The following is a 23,925-nucleotide window of genomic DNA, read 5'->3' as shown; positions in this document are numbered from 1 at the left end:
AGTCATCTCATAAACTCAAAAATGAATGATTTGTTTATAAGGTATTAACAAACTGTTAATATTAATATGTTTCGTAACGAAGATTTAACTTGACTATTGATTTATTTCCATAAGTCTAGTATATTAAAAGAGTCACTTATTTATGACTAAAGAAAATAAGAAGGATGTAAAATTATATGGTAGATAAGGTATTAGGCACTATATCTAAGTTTAATATGATAGATAAAGACGATAATATTATTATTGGTGTATCTGGTGGAGCTGATTCCATATGTCTATTACATTTACTGAATGATTTTAAGAATAAGTTGAATATAGATTTGAATGTTGTTCACGTTCAACATGGTATAAGAGGGAAAGATGCAGATGATGATGCCCAATTCGTCAAAGATTTTTGTGATGAAAGAGGCATTAAATGTCATGTGTATTATTTTAATGTTAAAAAGTTAGCTAAAGAAAATAAACTATCAGAAGAAGAAATGGGTAGAAAAGTAAGATATCAAGTCTTTAGTGAAGCAGTATCAGAATTTGGAGGCACTAAGGTAGCACTTGCGCACCATATCAATGATAATGCGGAAACTATAATTATAAATATGCTAAGAGGAACTGGTATCAAAGGCATTGGTGGAATTAGACCAGTTAGAGATAATATTATTAGGCCGTTGATAGAATGTACTAGAAAAGAAATAGAAAATTATTGTATTACTAATAATATTATATACAGAGATGATTATACTAATGAAATGGAGATCTATACGAGAAATAAGATTCGTCATACAGTAATTCCTTACATTGAAAATAATTTTAATCAAAACTTCATTACTAATTTGGTTAATACTGCTAATCTAGTAAGAAGTGAAGATGATTATATAGATAAGATTGTTTTGAAAGAGAAACAACAAACAGTAAAAAAATTAAATAATGAGTTTATTATTGACTTAGATAAATTTCTACAGTTGGATATTGTTATAAAAAGACGATTAGTCAGACACATAATTGGTGAAATGAGTTCATTAAAAGATATTGAATTTAAACATATCGAAGAAATAATTAAGTTAGGAGGTAAACAGGTCAGCAAAAGAATAAATTTACCAAAAGGATTAACAGCAAAAAGAACTTATGACAGTATCATAATAACCAAATTGGGAAAAAATAAAATAGATGAGTTTGAATATATTATAGGAGATTTATCAAAAATCTATATAAAAGAATTAAATAAACATTTAGATTTTCGAATTATTGAAAACAAAAATTATAATATTCCTAAAAATTTATATACGAAATGGTTTGATTATGATAAAATAAAAGATAATTTGAAGGTTAGAAGTAGGCAGAGTGGAGATGTAATCGCTATAAAAGGGATTAATGGAGCTAAAAAATTAAAAAAATATTTCATAGATTGTAAAATCCCATTAGAAAAACGAAATGAAATCCCTCTATTAGCTGATGGACATGATATTATTTGGATCATCGGTTATAGAATAAACGAAGAATATAAAATTTCTGCTTCAACCAAAAAAATATTAGAAGTAAGATACTATTAGAGGAGGATATTATGATGCATAATATAAAAACATTAATATCTGCCGATGAATTAAACGCAAGAATCAAAGAATTAGGTAAACAAATATCTGAGGACTACAAAGGTAAGGAAGTTCACTTGATTTGCGTTTTAAAGGGCGGAGTAATGTTTATGGTTGATTTATCAAAACAGATACAAGATATTCCTGTTACAATGGACTTTATGGCTCTTTCAAGCTATGGAAATGAAGTATCAAGCAGTGGGGTAGTAAAAATAGTAAAAGATCTTGATGAATCAGTTGAAGGAAAAGAATTAATAATCGTTGAAGACATTATAGATTCAGGTAGGACACTAAGTTATTTGGTACATATTCTAAAAGATAGGAAACCAAACAGTATAAGAGTATGTACATTGTTAGATAAGCCAGATAGAAGAGTGATCGATGTACAAGTTGATTACAAAGGATTTGAAATACCTGATAAATTTGTTTTAGGTTATGGACTTGATTATATGCAAAGATACCGTAATCTACCATATATCGGTACAATGGATAGTTAATATTGATTTCAAAAACAGAAATATGAATATTTTTAAGATAGGAAAGGAGGCAAGCACATGAAAAAAAATATAAAAGGATTTAGTTTTTATGCGCTTTTACTTTTAGTATTACTTATCGCAGTTGTCGTATCAAACAACAAATGGGATAATATGAAAGGTGACTACGGATATCAAGATTTTATGAAACAGATTGATGATGTTGTCAGAATCGAAATTAAGCAGAATGCGGAAATACCTACTGGTATAGTTACAGTTTATTTTGAAAATGCTGAGTATAAAAGTTTTCCAATTACTAATACTTCCAGATTCGAGGAAAAAATAGATGAATACGGAATAGAATATATTGTCAAAGATATTGTAAGGCCAAGCTGGTTTATACAAATACTTCCATCACTTATAATTCTTATTCCAGTGATTTTTTTACTGATCTTCATTATGAATCAAGCACAAGGCGGCGGTGGTGGAAACCGTGTCATGTCTTTTGGTAAAAGTAAAGCTAAAATGGTAGTGGACGAAAATAAAAAGGTTACATTCAAAAATGTTGCTGGACTTGAAGAAGAAAAAGAAGAATTGGAAGAGGTAGTAGAATTTCTCAAGAGTCCGCGTAAGTTCGTAGAACTTGGTGCTAGAATACCAAAAGGAGTTCTATTGGTAGGACCTCCGGGAACAGGTAAAACATTACTTGCAAAAGCTGTTGCAGGTGAGGCTGGAGTACCATTCTTCAGTATTTCAGGTTCTGATTTCGTAGAAATGTTTGTTGGTGTAGGTGCTTCTAGGGTAAGAGATTTATTCGATCAAGCAAAAAAGAATGCACCATGTATAGTTTTTATTGATGAAATTGATGCTGTCGGTAGAAAAAGAGGTGCAGGACTTGGCGGAGGCCATGATGAAAGAGAGCAGACTCTTAACCAATTACTTGTTGAAATGGATGGATTTGGAGTTAATGAAGGAGTTATCGTTATAGCTGCAACTAATAGAGCAGATATATTAGACCCTGCATTATTACGTCCAGGTAGATTTGACAGAAAAGTTGTGGTTGGACGACCTGATGTCAAAGGCCGTGAAGAAATATTGAAAGTACATGCAAAGGGAAAACCTTTATCTGATAATGTTAACCTTAATGTTATTGCTAAAACTACAGTAGGATTTACTGGTGCTGATCTTGAAAACTTATTGAATGAAGCATCAATATATGCTGCAAGAGCAAGCAAAAAGGTTATTGAACAAGAAGATATACAAAAGGCATTTATTAAAATTGGTGTAGGTACAGAGAAGAAGAGCAAGATACTGACGGAAAGAGAAAAGAAAATTACAGCATATCACGAGGCTGGTCATGCTATATTATTCCATGTATTACCTCTTGTAAGCCCTGTTCACAGTATTTCAATAATACCTACAGGTTATGCTGGTGGATATACTATGCCATTACCTGAGACAGATGATACTTATCAAAGTAAAAAAGAAATGGAACAAGACATAATTGTTTCTTTAGGTGGTAGAGCTGCTGAACAAATAATATTTGATGATATTACTACTGGTGCCTATAGTGATTTACAGAAAGTTACTCAGACAGCTAGAAATATGGTAGTCAAGTTCGGTATGAGTGATGTAATAGGACCTATTCAGTTTGGAAACGATAGTGATGAAGTATTTATTGGACGAGACTGGGGTCATACAAGAAATTATGGAGAAAACATTGCAGGATTGATTGATAGCGAAATCAAGAAAATCGTTGATAATGCTTATAACGAAGCTATAAGGTTATTAAATGAAAATCTAGAAGTTATGCATAAAACAGTAAACTTACTATTTGAAAAAGAAAAAATATCTGGTGAAGAATTCGCTGGTTTATTTGATAAAGAATATAAGAAAACAGATAAACGTGATATTGATAAAGTAGTAGTGGGACCTGTTGAAAAACCATTATTGGATAATACAAATAATGAAAATAATGAAAACGAAAATAATGAATAAGATAATAAAAAAAGATGGCAATGCGCCATCTTTTTTTATCTTGCAATATTTACCTAGCCTTGTAGATTGATATAATTAAATATTAATATCATTTACTGATTCAGATAGGATTAATTTGCGAAAATTATACTCGAATTTCATATCATGGTCTATACTTCTTTTTTTCATTTTAGCATAACGTTTTTTGGACCTTCTAGCTTGCCCAGATATATGCCTTTCCATTAATAATCTATTAATATTATCGTTTGTATATATGAAACCATTAGGATGGATAGCTGATGCTTCTTTACTTAGTGCCATAGTTGCTACACCATAGTCTCCAGTAATAATAATATCGTTTTTGTTTGTTCTATTGATTAACGCAAAATCTACAGCATCTTTTCCTTTACCAATAACTATAATATTACAATAGTCGTTCTCATATATATGGGATGAATCAATAAAAATGTCTACAGGTATGTTATACTCTTTAGCGATTTTTATGATGATATTTTTTACAGGACAAGCGTCCCCATCAACAAGTATCTTAATAATAAACCTCTCCTTAATTAAAACAATAGTTCATCAAAGTTTTTATAATAATATTATATCTCAATTTGTAACAGAAAATATTAGTATTTATGTAAAATAATTAAATTTGGTAGATGAGATAATATTATTATACAATAATATAAGATTGTTTGCTATAATATAGATGCATTAGATTTAGTTAATTTTATGAATTTTACGATAAGGTAATTAAATGAGGTAATGACATGGATTCTAATAAATTAAGTATTTCCGTAAGAGAGCTAATAGAATTTGTTTTACGGTCTGGTGACATAAAATCGGTTTTCCTAACATCAGCAAGAGCAGTTGATGGTATAAAAGCACACCAGAAGATACAAAAAAAATTCAGTAAAGAATATGAGAAGTATGAGTCAGAAATAACTGTGAAAGATAAAGTCTACATTGATGATATAGAACTTGAGATCAATGGACGTATCGATGGTATTATATTTGATGACATAATAATTATTGATGAAATAAAATCGGTAAATAAACCTATAGAAAGTATAGAAACCTATAATAAACTCCATTTGGCACAAGTGAAAATGTATGCATATATATATGGAAAACAAAATGATTTAAACGAATTGAAAGTTCAATTAACTTATGTTGAGCTTAAAAGTTATGCCATAAAACAATTTCAATTAGAATTCCAATTAAAAGAATTAGAAGAATTTTACCTGGAAGTAATAAATTCATATATAGATTTCGCAAAGAAAATTATTGAATATAACAAATTGAGAGATATAAGTATAGAAAACACTGATTTCCCTTTTGGATCATTTAGAAAAGGTCAGAGGAAATTCATGAATAGTGTTTATAAGGTCATAATGGAAGATGAAAAACTATTTGCAAGAGCGCCTACTGGAATAGGAAAAACAATGGGGACTATCTTTCCTGCAATAAAATCTTTGGATAAGAAAAAATCCAAGATATTTTATCTTACAGCTAAGACCATCGGAAGAGATGTAGCAGAAAAAGCAATCAACCTATTAGAGGATAAAGGTCTGAAATTAAAACGTGTTCTTATAACTGCAAAAGATAAAATATGTTTGAATGAAACCAAAAAATGTGATAGCAAATATTGCAAGTATGCAAAAGGACATTTTGACAGGATAAATGAAGCTATCAGCGAACTATTAACAGCTACTGACAATTATGACAGGGAAACAATCATTAAGTATGCAAAAAAATATCAGGTATGCCCTTATGAACTTACATTGGATTTAACACTTTTCAGTGATTGTATAATATGCGACTACAATTATGCTTTTGATCCTAGTGCAGTCCTTAAGAGGTTCTTTACTGAAGGTAACGGAAGATATATATTTTTAATAGATGAAGCACATAATCTAGTTGATAGAGCAAGAGAAATGTACTCTGCCAACATGTTGAAAAAGCCTATTCTAAGCCTTAGAAGAAAAATAAAGGATATAGATAAAAACCTGTATAGATATTTAGGTAGACTTAACAGTTTTATGATTGAGAAGAGACATGAATGTGAGGCTTCAGGAGATTTTATAGTTGATGAATATTATTCTGAAGAATTTGTTGATATACTTAGAGGTATCCTGCATAGGACAGAAAAAATATTTCCCAATCTAGTGGAATGGGAACATATGGATGAATTATTGGATTTCTATTTTGATAGTTATGATTTTGTAAAAAAAGCTGAGCTTTATGATGATAGATATATAACCTATTATGAAAAAATTCAAGATGATGTTAAAATGAAACTTTTTTGCTTGGATCCTTCAGGTAATTTGAGAGATTACATGAATAATTCCAAATCATCTGTGCTTTTTTCTGCTACCTTGACCCCAATGGACTATTTTGTAAAAATACTTGGTGGCAATGAAAACAATTACGGCTTGACATTACAGTCACCATTTGAACAAAAAAATCTATGCTTATTAATAAATAATAACATATCTACAAAATATAAGAACAGGGACAAGACCTACATTAATGTTGTGGAGACTATATATAACACTATAAAAGGGAAAAAAGGCAACTATATAGTGTTTTTCCCATCATATAAGTATATGAATGATGTCTATGATATCTATGTGGATATAATAGAAGATGAAGACATAAAAGTTATAAAACAAGAAAGGGGACTTAGTGAAACAGAAAAAGAAGATTTTTTAGAAGAATTTCATAATGACAGAGAAAATTCATTTGCTGCTTTTGCTGTACTAGGCGGAATGTTTGGGGAAGGTATAGATCTAACAGGTGAGAAGCTTAGCGGTGCAGTTATTGTAGGGGTTGGGTTACCTTCAATATGCAATGAAAGGAATCTCATAAAAGAGTATTTTGATAAAAAATCGCATAATGGTTTTGAATATGCTTACATGTATCCTGGAATGAATAAAGTAATGCAAGCAGCAGGAAGGGTAATTAGAACTAGTAGAGATGTGGGTGTCGTGGTTCTAATTGATGAGAGATTCGGTGGTAATTATTATAAAAGAATTTTTCCATACGAATGGAATCATGCCAAGTATCTGACTAATGATTTATTAAAAAATAGAGTTGATGATTTTTGGCGAAATCAAAGTAAATAAACTTGCCTGATAATATTGTTGGTAAGTTTATATATATGAAAGGATGGGGTATTATATGAAAAAAGTAGCATTGATTTTTACAGGGGGAACAATATCTATGATGGTAGATGAAAGGTTGAAAGCCGCTATACCGGCACTATCAGATAAGGATATAATATCAAAAGTATCAGGTATAGAAAAAATGGCACAGATTGAAGTTATTCATTATGGAGCTTATCCCGGACCTCATATTGTTCCAAATATGATGTTAGATATTGCAAGAGTCACTAAAGAACTTCTTGATAGAGAAGATATAGCAGGTGTAGTAATAACACATGGTACAGATACACTTGAAGAAACAGCATATTTTCTTGACCTCGTTATTGATTCAGAAAAGCCAGTTGTCATAACAGGTTCCATGCGTAATGGTTCCGAACTTGGATATGATGGTCCTGCCAATCTGGCAGCTTCTATATGTACTGTTTGCTCACAAGAGTCAAAGAATAAAGGTGTATTAGTAGTTATGAATAATCAAGTTAATGCAGCTGATGAAGTGACGAAGACCCACACATTAAGTCTTGATACATTTCAAAGTATGGATTTCGGTCCTCTTGGCATTGTAGATTCAGATCAAGTCATTTATTATAGAGACAGAAAGAAAGCTTCTAAAATTGTGACTGATACCATAGAAAACAAAGTTGCACTTGTAAAAGCGGTAGCTGGACTCGGTTCAGAATTCATTAACTATCTGGTTGATAATAATTATGGAGGTATTGTTATTGAAGCTCTAGGAAGGGGTAATGTACCACCTGCTATGTTAGAGGGTATTAAAAGAGCTATTGACTTAGATATTCCTATAGTCATAGTATCGAGATGTGCAAAAGGAAGAGTACTTGATTCATATGGATACAAAGGTGGAGGAAGACAATTAAGAGATATGGGGGTTATTTTAGGCGATAATCTATCAGGACAAAAAGCAAGAATCAAATTGATGATTGTGCTTGGAATAACTAAAGATGTAGGAGAGGTTAGGCAGATATTCGAAAAAGATTTATACAAAAAAATATAGGAAAAATGTTATAAAATGGGGGGGTGCAAAAACTAGCTATATTAGTTTGAACTTTTTGTATATAATTAGAAGGTATGTAAAGTAATAAAAATATTAGTTGTATAATACTGCTAATAAAAAAAGTCAAATTATTGAAAGTTTATGCACACTTATTCGCGGGTTAATGCTATAATTATTATTGTAAAACCCCCCAATACAATATATATAAATAATAAAGTTTTTGCTACACCCCATAAGAACAAATACCTTCTCCTTAAAGGGAAAGACAGCCGATCGGTAGGCTGTCTTTTTATTGTTTAAGAAAACAAATGGTAGATTCTATTTATTTACATTATGAGTGATTTCTCTGTTGAATTGAAAGATTCCAATTCTATTTTTTTAGAATAAATATTCAAAAGTAATATGTTCAATGATGATTTCCAATCCCAATATCTTATACTATCTTTCTCATGGATTATTAACTCAACTTTCCCGTTTCAATATTTTATGCTGGTCTGTGAAATAATTAATTTCATTTGGGAAGAATATAGACAACTTAATTTACTATTTTCTGGATTTATTACAAAGAGGAATGTGAATAAAGGGTTAAGTAGATATATAAAACTTGTATAACTTATATTATAAGTGAATATAGTGTATTGAGGTGATATTATAGTGAGAACATATTATAAGAGTTGTTTTATGAAAAGAAATAATTTTATAAAATTAATATTAAATGCAAATAATAAAAAAGTGATTGAGATCGGAAATGATATAAAGAATAATGTGGTAGTATACATTAACACAGATGTTTTTCCTTCAAAAAAAGAAGCTATAACAAGATATAGTAATAGAATTGACCATCTATATAATTGGGGATATGATATTGTAGAAGAGTGATTCTATCAGATTGATAAGGAGGTTATTTTATTTTTATGTTACATAAAACTTATGAAAAACTTTCTAAAGCACAGAAATTATTGATTTATATTGATTATAATAAACCAATATTAGATGAAAGAGCACTCTTTAGTGACGGTACCAAGGAATATAGAGAACCTTCGGAACCAAATGTCAATGAAACTGTAAAAGTAAGATTAAGAACCAAAAGAGATAATGTTGATAAAACTTTTCTTATATATGAAGATAATAAGATAGAATTACAAAAAGAAAAATCAGATGAATTATTTGATTATTATATTGGTGAGATTATACTTCGAGATAAAATTATAGAATATTATTTTGAAATAAATATTGGTGACTTTAATTGCTATTATAATAAAAAAGGTATTAGTCGTGAACCTAATCACCATTATAATTATAGAATATCACCGGGTTTTAAAACACCAGATTGGGCTAAGGGTGCAGTATTTTATCAGATATTCGTTGATAGATTTTATAATGGTGATGAAAGTAATGATGTTGTTGACGACGAATATCTATATGTTGAAAAACTAACAAGGAAGATTAATGATTGGAAACAATATCCAGATGCCGATAGTGTCAGAGATTTCTATGGCGGTGATATCAAAGGTATCATAGAAAAGCTAGACTATCTAAATGACCTTGGTATTGATGTAATATATCTGAATCCTATTTTTGTTTCTCCATCTAATCATAAATATGATACTCAAGACTATGACTATGTTGATCCTCATTTTGGTGTCATAGTCAATGATGGTGGAGACGTTCTAGATAGCAGTAATCCATATAATGAATACGCAACCAAATATATAATAAGAACTACGAATAAAGAAAACCTTGAAGCAAGTAATAAGTTATTGATAGAATTGATTAATGAAGTTCATTCCAGAGGTATGAGAATTATACTTGATGGAGTATTCAATCATTGCGGTTCCTTCAACAAGTGGCTTGATAGAGAAAACATATATAAAAATCAAGATGAATATGATATTGGAGCATATGAATCAAAAGACAGTCCATACAATAATTTTTTCCATTTCCATAGTAAATGTGAATGGCCCAATAATACTAATTATGATGGTTGGTGGGGTTATGAGACATTGCCAAAACTTAATTATGAAGGTTCAGAAAAACTATATGACTATATAATGGATATAGGTAAGAAATGGATTAGTCCTCCTTTCAATGCAGATGGTTGGAGATTGGATGTTGCGGCTGATCTTGGATATTCCAAAGATTTTAATCATAGATTCTGGAGAGACTTCAGAAAAGCAGTTAAATCCGCCAAAGAAGATGCGATCATTTTAGCTGAGCATTATGATGATTATAAGGATTGGCTGTTAGGTGACCAATGGGATACAATAATGAATTATGATGCTTTTATGGAGCCTGTTACTTGGTTTTTGACTGGACTTGAAAAACATAGTGATGAATATAAAGAAGAATTGCTTAATAACGATAGAGCTTTCTTTGATGTCATGACTCATAATATGAGAAGTTTCTTAACCAGTTCACTTCTCACAGCTATGAATGAACTATCTAACCATGATCATTCAAGGTTCTTGACGAGAACTAATCATAAGATAGGCAGAACCAATAATGTAGGACCTGAAAAAGCAAATGAAAATGTTAATAAAGGTATCATGAAAGAAGCAGTGGTAATTCAAATGACTTGGCAAGGAGCACCTACTATATACTATGGAGATGAGGCAGGTCAATGTGGATGGACAGATCCTGATAATAGGAGAACTTATCCATGGGGGAACGAGGATGAGGAATTAATACGGTTCCATAAAGAAGTAATTAGAATTCACAAAAAATATACTGCTCTAAGAACAGGTTGTCTAAAATATCTCCATAGTGAATGGGGAATTATCAGTTATGGAAGATGGAATGATTCGGAGAAGTTAGTAATAGCAGTTAATAATAATAACGAAAATAAGACTTTCAATATTCCTGTATGGGAAATAGGTGTTACGGATTCTTGTGAAATGAAACAGATTATTTTAACTACACAAGAAGATATCACTACAGAAGCCAAAACATTTCAAGTAAATCAAGGCAAAATAGAATTAACATTACCAATGTATAGTGCTATAATTATATCAGGTTAAAAAAGATATCGAGAATCAGGAAAGTAGTTTTTTACATACTCTCCTGATTTTTATTGATTATGCATTGATCAATTAAATAATATTACATGTAGCATATATAGAGGTAGGAGGATATAAAAATGAATACGATATTAATGGTTGAAGATGATTTTTCTCTGGGGATGGGAATTAAATTCGCTCTAGAAAAAGAAAATTATAAAGTAATACATGCAAAGACTAAAACAGAAGCAGAAAAAGCAATTTTGGAAGATAGATTCAACCTAGCAATATTAGATATAACATTGCCAGATGGAAATGGTTATGAGTTATTTTCTGATATCCAAAAAGTACAAGACATACCTGTAATTTTTCTTACTGCATTAGATGAAGAAGTCAATATAGTAACAGGATTAGATATGGGAGCAGATGATTACATAACTAAACCATTCAAGCTGAGAGAGCTTATTTCAAGAATAAATGCAGTACTTAGGAGAACTTCCAATAAAGAGAATAATGATACCATTACATCTGATGAAATAGTAATACATCCAGATAAAATGAAAGTATATAAGAATGCAAAAGAAATTGATGTAACCAAATCAGAATACAAACTACTACATTATTTTATGAACAATGGACTGCAGATATTGACTAAAGAACAATTATTGGAACATCTATGGGATATAGAAGGCAATTACATAGACCAAAACACTCTTGCTGTATATATGAGAAGACTTAGATCCAAGATTGAGGACAATCCTTCAAAACCAGAATATATACAGACGGTCAGAGGCGTAGGATATATCTGGAATAAAAAAGTATTATAAATATGGAGTGGAAAATAAATGATAAAATATATTAAAAAAGAACCTTATATATATAAAAGAACGAAGCTATCATTGATTATGATGATAGCTATAATTATTATGTTCTACCTAGTCAGCAGTAATATGGTTAAACAATTGCATAAGCAGAAAGTAATAGATGACTATAATCTCATAGGAGGATTGATAGAGGTTATTCCAGATGAAGAACAAGAAATAGTCAGTATCTTTTTGGAAGAGAACAGCAATCAGTATGTTTCCACTGGAAAGAATATTTTAAGTAAATATGGATACACAGAAAATATGAATATGAGTTACAGTAAATATTTTTACGATACAGTGAAAAAAAATATGGTAATGAATATTATTATACTTTTGTTTATTTTTATAATTCTTCTTATCTTTTTTATAAAAAGTATCATATACATAATGAAAAAGATAGAATTATTCTCTAGAGGGATAGATAAAGTAATGGATGGGGACTATTCCATACATCTGTCAACTGACAATGAAGGTATAGTTGATAGGATAGGGCATCAATTCAATCTAATGTCAAAAAGGCTATCGTTAAGCATAGAGGAAATAAAAAAGGGAAGAGAGCAGATAAAATCCATAGTGACAGATATATCCCATCAATTCAAGACACCGCTTTCTTCAATTAAACTATTTAATTCTTTGATGATAGAAGATGAGGTAGACAGAGAAAATGAATTAAAGTTTTTAGAGAGAACAAGAGAAGAGGTCAACAAGTTAGAATGGTTAGTGAAATCTCTTGTACAGATATCCAGATTAGAAGCAGGAATGATTCAGCTCAATAAACAAAAAAGTGATATCAAAAAAACCATCTTAGATGCTGTAAATGGCATATATCTATCTGCCAGCGAAAAAGATATTAATATCAACATAGAAAATCTGATTAGCATAGATATTAATCATGATAGGAAATGGACAAAAGAGGCAATTTTCAATCTGCTGGAAAATGGTGTCAAATATACTAGAGAAGGTGGAAGTATAAACATTGCCATGGAAAAGCTAGAAACTTCAATAAAAATAGTGATAAAAGACACAGGAATAGGAATACCCAAAAAAGAGCAATTCAAAGTTTTCAATAGATTCTACAGAGGCGAGTCAAGTGAAGTTCAAAAGAAAGAGGGCTCTGGTGTAGGATTATATCTAACCAAAAGAATAATTGAAGACCAAGGGGGTACGATAGCAGTACGTTCAACAGAAGGCAGGGGTACAACATTCACCGTATTATTCTTCCTTACAGATTTGTAAGATAAAATGAAATAAAAATGTAAGCTTAGCCATATATAATTATCTCATAAAGTTAATTGAGTGCTTACATAATCAAAACAATAAAAAATAAACAGTTATAGAATAATTAATTTATGGAGGAATATGTGATGAATGTACTAGAGACAAAGAATCTTCAAAAAATCTATGGTAAACAGGATAATATCGTAAAGGCGGTTAATAACATTGATTTAACAGTGAAAGAAAAAGAATTTGTAGCAATAGTAGGAACATCAGGTTCTGGAAAAAGCACACTTCTTCATTTGCTGGGAGGACTAGACAAACCGACAGATGGTAAAGTATATATTGAAAATAAAGATATATATTCAATGAAAAAAGAACAGTTAGCAATATTCAGAAGAAGAAAGATAGGATTTGTTTTTCAATTTTTCAATTTGGTACCTGTTTTGAATGCTTATGAAAACATAACATTACCTACAGAACTAGATGGTAAAAAAGTAGATAAACAGTACGTAGATGATTTAATGAATACTCTAAATATATATAGCAGAAAAGAACATCTACCAAGTGCATTGTCAGGAGGACAGCAGCAAAGAGTCGCTATAGCAAGAGCGTTGGCATCAAAACCTTCAATCATCTTAGCTGATGAACCAACAGGAAATCTTGATTCACGAACAAGTGAAGAGGTCCTTGGATTATTGAAATTATCTGTGAAAAAATATCACCAGACTCTAGTAATGATAACACATGATGATTACATAGCTCAGATGGCAGATAGAATCATAAGGATCGAAGATGGGAAAATAACAGAAGGGGGTAGATAGATATGAACATGATGATTAAATTAGCAAGTAAATACGGAAAAGCATCTAAATGTAAATCAAGATTGATATTATTGGCTATCATATTATCTACCTGTTTAATAACTACTATAGCTACTTTTGCAATAAGCATGAATCAAATGAATTATAATAACATAATAAATTCCTATGGAAAAGCAGAGGCTAGGATAATTAATGTTGATGATAAACAGATTGATATTTTAAAACACCATGTTGAATTAGAACAAGTTGGGATAAATTCAAGTTTAGCTGATGTGGAAGATACTTATAATTATAATTTATCTCTAGAGTATGTAGATGATCAAGCAGCAGATTTATTATCATATGATGTCATTGAGGGTAGATTACCTGAAAAAGCAAATGAAATTGCTGTTTTTGGTTCAGTACTTGAGAAATATGAAGTACCTGTAGCTATAGGAAGCAAATTGAATTTGAAATACCATACAGGTGATGAAAATCTATACTATGAAGATAGTAAAAAATTCACAGTTACTGGAATACTTAGAGAAAATAGCATGTTACTAGAAAGTAAAGTAGGTATTGGTCTAGTATCACAGGAATTCATGAGTAAGATGGATTCTAGACTAGTACATAAAAATGTAGCAATAAAATTAGAAGACAGTAAAGATGTTCATAATAGAATATTTAGGATAGCAAATGAACTTAATATTGATGGTGCTGATATTTATTTCAATAGCATGTTATTAGATGGAAGGCAAAAAAGTAGTACTAAAATTATACCTTTTGTAATATTAGGGATTCTTGTTATCATAGCGACTATAATTGTCATTTATAATATTTATTATATTTCTGTAGTGGAAAAGATACAACAGATTGGTATGCTAAGTTCAATAGGTACTTCTCCTAAGCAGTTGAAAAAAATGATTGTATATGAAGGAATACTATCATCTGTAAAAGGTATCCCTCTTGGTATATTACTTGGATATCTTATTAGTAAAGTATTGGTTCCTATGATACCTTTTAGTGACAGTGTAGAAATGGTATTTTCACCATATATTATAATCTTATCCGCGGCAGTCTCTTTGTTCACGATAGTGATAGCATTAATGAAACCAAGTAAAATAGCGGCTAGAATATCACCTATAGAAGCTCTTAGATACTCCGGTGTTGCTACTACTGGTAAAAAAACTATCAAAAGGACTAAGAACAGCAGATTAGGTGCTGTAGGCAAAATGGCTTATCTGAATCTATGGAGGAACAAAAAACGTACAATAATGACGATTCTATCTCTAACAATGAGTGGAATGTTATTCATAACATTTACATCTATTTTCAATAGTATGAGAGTTGATAATCTTACTAAAGATTATGTAGCAGGAGACTTTGATATCGTCAATACTTCATATGAAGTTGATAATAGTGATGATATTAATTCCATAATAGATGAATTAACTGATATGGAAGAAGTAGAAAGTATAGAAAAATCAAGACATACTGTAGTAACAATGGAATATGATGAAGAAAAGATGGAACAACATAAATTAAAGTATGTTTATGATGATGGAAGAATCAATTGTGATATATATGGATATGAAGTTGCTACCTTGGACAAATTGAAAGACAACATTCTAGAAGGTGCATTAGATATAGAGAAAATGAATAATGATAGATATGTGATTTATTATGGGGATAAAGGTGAAGATAGTTATGAAATCGGGGATAAAGTTAAATTTAATGTACAAAGGGATGAAGATTCTACTTATACTGAAGAATTCACCATATTAGCAAAAACCGATACACTACCTATAGGAAATGATAGGCAAAATGGAGGACCTACTTTTATTGCCTATGAGAAGATTGTATCCAAGTATCTCAATGAAGATAACTATAAAAAAATAGCTGTTGATGTTAATAAAAATATGTATGATGAAGCAAAAGAAAAGATAGAAAGTATACAAGAAAAGTATGAAGATATTGATATAACTGAATATGAAACTCTTTATAATGAACATCATTCACAGAAAAGTTCAATAGAGCTTATCGGTATGGTCCTTGTTGTTGTAATAGCATTTATTGGCTTACTTAATTTAATCAATACCATGGTTACTAGTATTTTGACTAGAAAGAAAGAATTAGGAATGTTACAGGCTATTGGTTTATCAGATAAACAGTTGAATCTAATGTTACAAGTAGAAGGTATGTACTATGCTTTAATCAGTGGTCTTCTATCAACGGTCATTGGATCACGTATTGCAAAATCATGTTTTGATATATTCAGTAGAGAAGCTACATATGCTAGATGGCAGAGTCCAGTAAAAGAAATATTAATAATGATAGCTGTTTTAGTAATTGTTCAATATGTAGTAACTTATTTTATAACTAAGTTACTCAATAAAGAGTCTATAATTGATAGAATAATTCGTGTTTAAAAATAAATATATATTATTGATTTAATATTCAATTAAGCAAAGAAGAGTATCAATAATTTGATAGACAAAGATATTGCCTATAATAAAAATAAAGATGAAAAAAGTAAAACTTTCTTATTTTATCAAGAATATTGAAATTTACACGATTGTAGGGGATTTTTTCATGAGATAATAAAAAAAATTAAATAAATTTTAAAATACCCCTTGATTTTTTTCTGAAATGGTATATGATTATATAGAACCTTGCATTATAAGTAAAGAATTATCAAATTAATAAACGAGAATTATCTAATTAGATTTATAAATAGAATTCGAATTTTTATTGATGAATTATTTACAAGTGATATAAGGAAAAATAAAAATTCGGAGGTATGTAAATTATGACAGGTACAGTAAAATGGTTTAACTCAGACAAAGGTTTTGGTTTTATTTCAACAGATGAAGGAAATGACGTATTCGCTCATTACTCACAAATTCAAAAAGACGGATTCAAAACTTTAGAAGAAGGCGAAAAAGTTTCTTTTGACGTTGTTGAAGGAACTAAAGGTCCTCAAGCTGAAAATATCGTAAGTTTATAATTATAAAAAATAGGCCTAAGATTTTATCTTGGGTCTTTTTTATTGCAATGATTAGTGCTATAATATTTGGGTACATATTTTGGAGAGATGTCCGAGTGGCTTAAGGTGGTGGTCTCGAAAACCGCTGTGCGGCACAACCGCACCATGGGTTCAAATCCCATTCTCTCCGTTTTGTAAAAGAAGTCAGTGTTTATGTATAATTAGAGGTCTTATAATGATAATTCATTGTGAGACCTTTTCACTTTTAGTTTGTTCCGTTGGACTAATATCCAGTGGTCTATGAACGTTGAACCTCTATGTTAAAGGTAAGAACTTATGATTCTATTAATTTCAATGAAACTTTTTTCAATAGATTTACTAGTATCAATTATGTATTCATCATCAAAAGGATTCACATCTAGCTTTTTATAGTGTTCAATCACATGTTCAATTGATTTAAAAGATTGATGTGGTAAGGGATTTTTAATTCTTTCCTCGTGTCTTCTTTTCCATTCATCTTCATCACTGCAATCAGTAAAAAATTTTATAACTTTATTATCCTTAAAATTTAGTCTTCCAAAAAACCATTTTGCTTTGTTTCTATCACCAAGAGCAATGTCTAAGATAAAGTCAGTATTTAAATCAAGATTTGTCTGGATTATTTTGTATAAAATGTTATAACAGACCTCGTTATTAATACTTGCTTTATCTATGTTTTTGCTACTTTTCAATGCGTCTACAACATCATCTTTACAAAAAACAGGAATTGACAACTTTTTGGCTAACATATTTGCTAATGTTGATTTACCAGTTGCCGCCTTACCTCTGAAAATATATACAGTTCCCATTATTAATGATCCTCCCATTAGATTGAAATATTAAGTGACAAAAGATAACTTCTGTAAATGAATAAGCTTATTTTATCTAAGAAAAAATTTTCCTATTTAGTACCAAATACAATTATACCATAATTAAATCAAAATCATAAAAAAAGACTGGTGTTACCCAGTCTTTAAATACCCTTTGCTTTTTTTACACCTGCCAACTTTCCCTCGTAGTGGTATTTAACGGTGCGTATAACCGTAAAATGTAGTGTTATACTGGTTATATTATTATTCAAAGGGGGAGAAACTGTTATACAAATTCTAAGACACCATTATTCCCGTTCTAATAGTGTTTGCCCTGTTTCATTAAGCTGATCAACAATTTCACCTATAACAAGTATAAGAAATACATTTTCTTTTGTCAAGCATATAATCCTTATTATTTGAAAAAATAAAGAGTAGAATCACTTGTTGAAATTATCAGATATATGTAATTTATAAACATGGAAAACGGGGTGATTAAATGAGTGATTTATTGAAAATAGTTGGAGATAGAATAAGGCATTTTAGGACAATTAAAAATTTAAGCCAAGAACAATTAGCCCTTTTAGCGAATGTGGATACTTCTCATATAGGCAGAATTGAAAGAGGTACAAGCAACTCTTCCATTGAAATGATAGACAAAATCATTACTGCTATGGGGGTAAGTTTAGAAGATTTTTTTAAACAAACACAGCATTCAGATTGTAGGGATGATGAACTATTGTCAACTATAAATGCTAAATTAATAATGATGAATTCGGATGAAAAAGAATGCATATTGGAACTTATTAATGCAGTTTACAAGTTAACGAAAAAAGAATAAGTATTATCACTCATATAATTTGTATATGTTTATTAGAAATCAAATGAGATATAATGAAAGAGGATTGGGACATTTTCCTAGTCCTTTTGCTGTTTGTTAATTAACAGACAAAAATCACTTATTGACACCTGGTATTATTGTGATGAAATACATAACAAAAGTATGATATTATTAATGGTAGAATGTAGATAATAAATAAATATGATTTTGACATAATTCTTATAGGAGGTTTATTTAATGATTTCTATTACAAAAACAGGTATTTTAAGAGTTTATGATAGTGAAAAAATGTTAGTAGAGACTTTTGGAAAAAATAGTGTACGTGTTAGAGTTACTAAATTGGATAAATTTACAAATGAAAACTGGGCATTGATTCCTCAAGAAGAAATTATTCCTGAGATAGAGTTAACTTATAGCAAAAAACAAGAAAATGAGCAAAAGGTTAATTCTGAAGAAAAAATTGAAACTGATGGAGCAGTCCTAGTTAATGGAAACATCAAAGTTATAATCAATAATGCTGGTAAATTAATTATTAAGAATAATCAAGACAAGATATTACTTACGGAATTTGAAAGCAACAGACATACTAGTTTAAAGATACAGTCAAGACAATTAAAAGGTCTTAGAGGTGGAAATTTCTCTGCAAGTCTAAAATTCGATTCTGACCCAAATGAGAAAATATATGGTATGGGGCAGTATCAAAATGGTATATTTAATTTAAAAGGTTGCGTATTGGAGATGGCTCAAAGAAACTCTCAGGCATCTGTACCATTCATGTATTCAAGTTTAAATTATGGATTTCTTTGGAACAACCCTTCAGTTGGTAGAGTGTCTTTTGGCACAAACATAACAGAGTGGGAAGCTTCAAGTACTAAACAAATTGATTTTTGGATTACTGCTGGAGATAATCCGTCGAAGATTATTGAAACATATATGTCAGTAACAGGAAAACCACCGGTTATGCCAGAGCATGGATTAGGATTCTGGCAGTCGAAGCTAAGATATCAAACACAAGATGAATTGTTAACAGTTGCTAGAGAATATAAAAAGCGAGGAATTCCTCTTGATGTAATCGTTGCCGATTTTTTTCATTGGACATTGGAAGGAACCTGGGCATTTGATGCTGAATATTGGCCAGATCCAGCTGCAATGGTAAAAGAACTGACAGAAATGGGTACTAAGCTAATGGTATCAATTTGGCCAACAGTTTCTATTTATTCACCATATTACAAAGAAATGAAGGATAAGGGTTATCTAGTTAGAAGTGAAAACGGGGTTAAAATCAATATGCTTATGATTGACCCAACGTCATTTGTAGATGTTACCAACCCAGATGCAAGAAATTATATGTGGCAAAAAGCTAAGGACAATTATGTTAAATATGGTATTACAGATTTTTGGCTTGATGTTGCCGAACCTGAATTTACAAGTTGTGATTTTGAAAATTACAGGTACCATAAAGGTTCTTGTTCAGAAGTGGGAAATGTTTATCCAGTTATGTATACCAAAACATTTTATGAGGGATTGAAACAAGAAGGTGTAGATGCGGTAAATTTAGTTAGATGTGCATGGGCTGGTAGTCAGAAATACGGAGCATTGGTTTGGTCTGGTGACATTCCATCTACATTTGAGTCATTAAAAACCCAAATCGTATGTGGTTTGCAGATGGCGATTGCCGGTATTCCATGGTGGACAACGGATATTGGTGGATTTCATGATGGTGTTGTGGATGATTCTGATTTTCAAGAGCTGCTTATTAGATGGTTTCAATATGGAACATTCTGTCCTGTTATGCGTTTGCACGGTAATCGTTTGCCACTGAAAGCACCTATGAGTAAGGTCGGAGGTGGAAGATGTGGTAGTGGTGCAGATAATGAAATTTGGTCATTTGGAGATAAGAACTACCATATAATGAAACACTTTATTGAAATACGAAATAAATTGAAACCTTATATACGCAAGCTAATGGATGATTCACATAAGAAAGGGACACCAATAATACGTCCTTTGTTCTACGAATTTCCAGATGATACAGACGTATGGGATATCAATGATGAATATATGTTTGGGGAAGATATACTAGTGGCACCTGTAGTAGAACTAGGTATGGAAAAAAGAAATGTTTATCTTCCTAATGGAACGTCATGGATTGATGTAAATAGCGGTAAAAAGTATGATGGAGGACAAAGTGTTGAATGTTTAACACCTATTGATGTGATACCTTTATTTGTAAGAGAAAGCCAAGATAAATTAATTGAATGCTTGATTTGATGATAATTAGATAGCATTATAGGAGCTGTTCTAAGATGGATGATAAATAATTAACTAGGATTCCTATTATCAAAGAAAAAACTCCCTTATTGAATCTTATTGAAGGAGTTTTTTCTTTTAATCAATGAAGTACTAATTTAGTTTACTTGAAACTATAACTAGTCATGACCTATTTATGTTTTCAATTTATTTTGTTGTCGTAGCTAGATTATTTTCATTACATAAGTTATAGACATTAAGAAACTTGAGTCTTGTTTCCATGGCACTATAAGAAACGTCGAATTTATTGGCAAGATATAATATGCTTCTATTAAGATTTTTTCTAATAGATATATAGGGCATCAGAATTTCACCAGCCACTACATCTGCTTCCAAATCTAATATACGATACTCACTTTCGGTTAATGAGCCAATATCATATGAAGTATAGTGATTCATGATTATGTGTCCTATTTCATGAGCTATAGTAAATTTACATCGTTGTTTTTTAATACCTTGAGCGTTATCAATTACAATACAATAGCTCTTGTTTTTAGTATTATAGAATGTATAACCTTCTTCTCCATACAAATTATCAATTTCGAATCTCCAATTCATAAGGTATACGATTTTTATAGGATCAATAGGATAAGATTTTATATTAAGACTATTAATAAAAGTTCGTCCTACTAATTTGGCATGTTCATATCTTGGTTTCTTAGGTACATTCACTATAACGATTCCTCCTTATGGGAATGATTACTCGTCCTCCAAAAAAGCTTTCATTAGCTTAACCATCTTAGCTCTTGCTTCTGGTGTTAATTCTTTTGTAGCACGTCTTAATACTTTTACACCTTCAGGAAATTCCTCTTCAAGATAATCCATTGTGTTTTCATTACCACTTACAAGATAATCTATCGTAACACCAAAAAAATCAGCTATCTGCTTTAATGTCTCAGGATTAGGTCTTCTGTCATCTCTTTCATATCCTGAAATTGTTGTTACTGCTATATTTAATGCATTGGCCAAATCACGCTGATATAAGCCTCTTTCATTTCTTAGATACTTAATTTTTTCTCCTAAAGTCATAATTTCCCTCCTGACATAATGTTGAATAAACATTCGTACAAATAAAATTGTTAGTATTTAATTTATATAATTATTATAATGCACGATATGAGTCATGTCAATTCACAGAGGATATAATTGTCGATAAATTTGAAATAATTTAATGTTAAGTATTGACAAAACATGAAAAATGAGTAATATTAATAGTATAGTGCAAACGGTTGCTCGAATAAATTATGTGTAGTTGTTTTTACTATTATTATTTTACTTAAACGATTAAGTAAAAAAGCAGAAGTGATATATCTGTTAAGTAGATAATTTAACTAATTATGTGTTTAGCAGTTAATCAATAAATTAAAACTTAGGCGGTGGTATATGAATTGGGATAAAGAAACTTATTCTATAATTTATATGGGTTTTAGGAGATTAATGAAAATTAGGAGGAAAGTCTAATGAAAAAAGTAACTAAGTGTTTATCTTTACTATTAACATTTGTTGTTGTAATGGGTTTGTTTACTGGGTGTGGTAGCAAAGATAAGAAAGAAGATACTACTACTAATATAACTGATGGAAAAGAAGATGGGAACTCATCATCTAAAGATAGCTCTGATAATGGAATAAATGCATCAATTACTGTTCAAGTTGAAAAAGATTGGGTTTTCTACTATCGGGAAGCAGCTGATAGAGTACTTGCTAAGAATCCAAATGCAAAGATTGATTTCAAAGAAGTGGGTTCATTCGATCATTTAGATGTACTTGATTCTACAGATGTTACAAATGAAGATGTTGCAGACGTATTTGCATTCCCTGCTGATAGAGTTTTTGGATTAGCTCAAAATGAAGCATTAGCTAATCTAGATGCTAAAAAAATGGCAACTGATGTAGGTGGTTTTAGCGATTATGATAATGGTCTTGGAGGTAATTTCAATGTTGATGGTAATTATTTAGCTTTTCCTCTAAATATAGAGACTTTAATCAATTTTGTAAATACATCAAATGCAGAAGCACATGGAATTGATTTATCAAAGACTATGGAATTCAGTGAACTTGGATATAGAGATATGTTAGTTAAAGTATTTGATGCTTGGTTTGGTGTTGCTTTTACTAATTCAGTAGGAATTGAGTTACTAGGTAGAGATGATTCAGGTAAGTTATATAGTGATATGACAAAAGATTTTTCAGATCTTAGTAAAGAACAACAAGACCTTTTTGAAGTTTTATTCAATTATTGGAAGAAACATAATGATGCTAGTACTGATCTATGGGATAAAGAAGCAATTGGAGGATATATGGATTCAGAATTTACCAGTGGCGGAAATAACGCTATTCGTTTAGAAGGTCCATGGGCAATAGCAGGTTTATCAGAGATAAGTAATGATGGTAAAGATCTTGATATTATGCCTATTAATCGAGTTACTGTTAATGGTAAACCATTAAATCATTGGAAGAGTGGATGGGGACTTGGTGTCAATGCAAGAATTGAGGACGATAAAGATAAAATGGCACTTGCTCAAGCAATGATAGAAGAAATCGTTAATACTGATTACGCTATAGATTTATTCAAGAATACAGGTAAAATATTAGAAAATGTTGATATATCAGTATATGAAGAGTCAGATTTGGGAGAAATGGATAAAAAGGCTATATCAGCTGTTATCGAGTCATATAAAAATGCTCCAGCAAGACCATTGTTTACTGAATGGGGTTCAGTATGGTCTACATGGGAAAACGCTGTATTATCATGGTCAGCTGTCAAACCAGAAACTGCTGAAGAGGCGTATGCAGAAGTAAAAGCTGCTTTTGAAGCTATGATGACTAATTTTTAAGTAACCAAAAT

Annotated in this window: 19 protein-coding genes and 1 tRNA gene; 16 read left to right on the top strand and 4 right to left on the bottom strand. The window is 30.5% G+C overall.

Annotation, left to right across the window (positions count from 1 at the left end; all coding sequences use genetic code 11):
- Positions 1-176: 176 nt before the first annotated feature.
- The 3 genes from tilS to ftsH are packed head-to-tail and all read left to right on the top strand — an operon-like array spanning position 177 to position 4,054.
- Entirely contained in the window at positions 177-1,544 is a 1,368-nt protein-coding gene (gene tilS / locus QMG30_RS15160; RefSeq protein ID WP_281816798.1) for a tRNA lysidine(34) synthetase TilS, read from the top strand.
- A gap of 11 nt (positions 1,545-1,555) precedes the next feature.
- Positions 1,556-2,080, top strand: coding sequence for a hypoxanthine phosphoribosyltransferase (hpt, locus tag QMG30_RS15155; protein WP_281816796.1), 525 nt, complete (start codon positions 1,556-1,558; stop codon positions 2,078-2,080).
- A gap of 57 nt (positions 2,081-2,137) precedes the next feature.
- Positions 2,138-4,054, top strand: a complete 1,917-nt coding sequence (ftsH, locus tag QMG30_RS15150) for an ATP-dependent zinc metalloprotease FtsH (protein WP_281816795.1) — start codon at positions 2,138-2,140, stop codon at positions 4,052-4,054.
- A 75-nt stretch (positions 4,055-4,129) separates the two neighbouring features.
- Here the strand turns inward: ftsH and QMG30_RS15145 are convergent, their stop codons facing one another.
- Complete coding sequence (locus tag QMG30_RS15145) at positions 4,130-4,579, bottom strand: YaiI/YqxD family protein (RefSeq protein WP_330680761.1); 450 nt, start codon at positions 4,577-4,579, stop codon at positions 4,130-4,132.
- A 230-nt stretch (positions 4,580-4,809) separates the two neighbouring features.
- Between QMG30_RS15145 and QMG30_RS15140 the strand changes: the two genes are divergently transcribed.
- The 10 genes from QMG30_RS15140 to QMG30_RS15095 all read left to right on the top strand — a co-directional run bounded on the left by QMG30_RS15140 (position 4,810) and on the right by QMG30_RS15095 (position 17,271).
- Positions 4,810-7,167 carry an ATP-dependent DNA helicase gene (locus QMG30_RS15140; protein ID WP_281816793.1) on the top strand — a complete coding sequence of 786 codons (2,358 nt, stop codon included), beginning with the start codon at positions 4,810-4,812 and terminating at the stop codon, positions 7,165-7,167.
- 55 nt (positions 7,168-7,222) lie between these two features.
- Positions 7,223-8,215: an asparaginase gene (locus QMG30_RS15135; protein WP_281816790.1), complete on the top strand. Its 993-nt coding sequence runs from the start codon at positions 7,223-7,225 to the stop codon at positions 8,213-8,215.
- 681 nt (positions 8,216-8,896) lie between these two features.
- Positions 8,897-9,094 (top strand): hypothetical protein, encoded by a 198-nt coding sequence (locus QMG30_RS15130; protein ID WP_281816788.1) that lies wholly within the window; start codon positions 8,897-8,899, stop codon positions 9,092-9,094.
- Between the two features lie 35 nt (positions 9,095-9,129).
- Entirely contained in the window at positions 9,130-11,232 is a 2,103-nt protein-coding gene (locus QMG30_RS15125; RefSeq protein ID WP_281816786.1) for a glycoside hydrolase family 13 protein, read from the top strand.
- 119 nt (positions 11,233-11,351) lie between these two features.
- A complete protein-coding gene (locus QMG30_RS15120) occupies positions 11,352-12,038 on the top strand; it encodes a response regulator transcription factor (protein ID WP_281816783.1) in 687 nt (228 codons plus the stop codon).
- Between the two features lie 18 nt (positions 12,039-12,056).
- Positions 12,057-13,313 carry a sensor histidine kinase gene (locus tag QMG30_RS15115; RefSeq protein WP_281816781.1) on the top strand — a complete coding sequence of 419 codons (1,257 nt, stop codon included), beginning with the start codon at positions 12,057-12,059 and terminating at the stop codon, positions 13,311-13,313.
- A gap of 128 nt (positions 13,314-13,441) precedes the next feature.
- On the top strand, positions 13,442-14,116 hold the full coding sequence (locus QMG30_RS15110; protein WP_281816780.1) for an ABC transporter ATP-binding protein: 675 nt from the start codon (positions 13,442-13,444) through the stop codon (positions 14,114-14,116).
- Positions 14,117-14,118: 2 nt separating this feature from the next.
- Positions 14,119-16,524: an ABC transporter permease gene (locus QMG30_RS15105; RefSeq protein ID WP_281816779.1), complete on the top strand. Its 2,406-nt coding sequence runs from the start codon at positions 14,119-14,121 to the stop codon at positions 16,522-16,524.
- Between the two features lie 380 nt (positions 16,525-16,904).
- On the top strand, positions 16,905-17,102 hold the full coding sequence (locus QMG30_RS15100; RefSeq protein WP_281816778.1) for a cold shock domain-containing protein: 198 nt from the start codon (positions 16,905-16,907) through the stop codon (positions 17,100-17,102).
- Between the two features lie 81 nt (positions 17,103-17,183).
- A tRNA-Ser gene (locus QMG30_RS15095) sits at positions 17,184-17,271 on the top strand.
- 130 nt (positions 17,272-17,401) lie between these two features.
- Here QMG30_RS15095 and QMG30_RS15090 read toward each other — a convergent pair.
- Positions 17,402-17,929: a P-loop nucleotide/nucleoside kinase family protein gene (locus QMG30_RS15090; RefSeq protein WP_281816776.1), complete on the bottom strand. Its 528-nt coding sequence runs from the start codon at positions 17,927-17,929 to the stop codon at positions 17,402-17,404.
- 499 nt (positions 17,930-18,428) lie between these two features.
- Between QMG30_RS15090 and QMG30_RS15085 the strand changes: the two genes are divergently transcribed.
- Positions 18,429-18,770 (top strand): helix-turn-helix domain-containing protein, encoded by a 342-nt coding sequence (locus QMG30_RS15085; RefSeq protein ID WP_281816773.1) that lies wholly within the window; start codon positions 18,429-18,431, stop codon positions 18,768-18,770.
- Positions 18,771-19,007: 237 nt separating this feature from the next.
- On the top strand, positions 19,008-21,041 hold the full coding sequence (locus tag QMG30_RS15080; RefSeq protein ID WP_281816772.1) for a glycoside hydrolase family 31 protein: 2,034 nt from the start codon (positions 19,008-19,010) through the stop codon (positions 21,039-21,041).
- 186 nt (positions 21,042-21,227) lie between these two features.
- Here QMG30_RS15080 and QMG30_RS15075 read toward each other — a convergent pair whose 3' ends face one another.
- Positions 21,228-21,752, bottom strand: a complete 525-nt coding sequence (locus tag QMG30_RS15075; RefSeq protein WP_281816770.1) for an ImmA/IrrE family metallo-endopeptidase — start codon at positions 21,750-21,752, stop codon at positions 21,228-21,230.
- A gap of 27 nt (positions 21,753-21,779) precedes the next feature.
- Entirely contained in the window at positions 21,780-22,109 is a 330-nt protein-coding gene (locus QMG30_RS15070) for a helix-turn-helix domain-containing protein (RefSeq protein ID WP_281816767.1), read from the bottom strand.
- A gap of 431 nt (positions 22,110-22,540) precedes the next feature.
- Between QMG30_RS15070 and QMG30_RS15065 the strand changes: the two genes are divergently transcribed.
- Positions 22,541-23,914 (top strand): sugar ABC transporter substrate-binding protein, encoded by a 1,374-nt coding sequence (locus tag QMG30_RS15065; protein WP_281816766.1) that lies wholly within the window; start codon positions 22,541-22,543, stop codon positions 23,912-23,914.
- Positions 23,915-23,925 lie beyond the last annotated feature (11 nt).

This window comes from Vallitalea longa, assembly GCF_027923465.1.
Lineage (GTDB): Bacteria > Bacillota > Clostridia > Lachnospirales > Vallitaleaceae > Vallitalea > Vallitalea longa.
The sequence above is the reverse complement of the archived record's forward strand: the minus strand, read 5'-3'. Positions and strand labels throughout refer to the sequence as shown.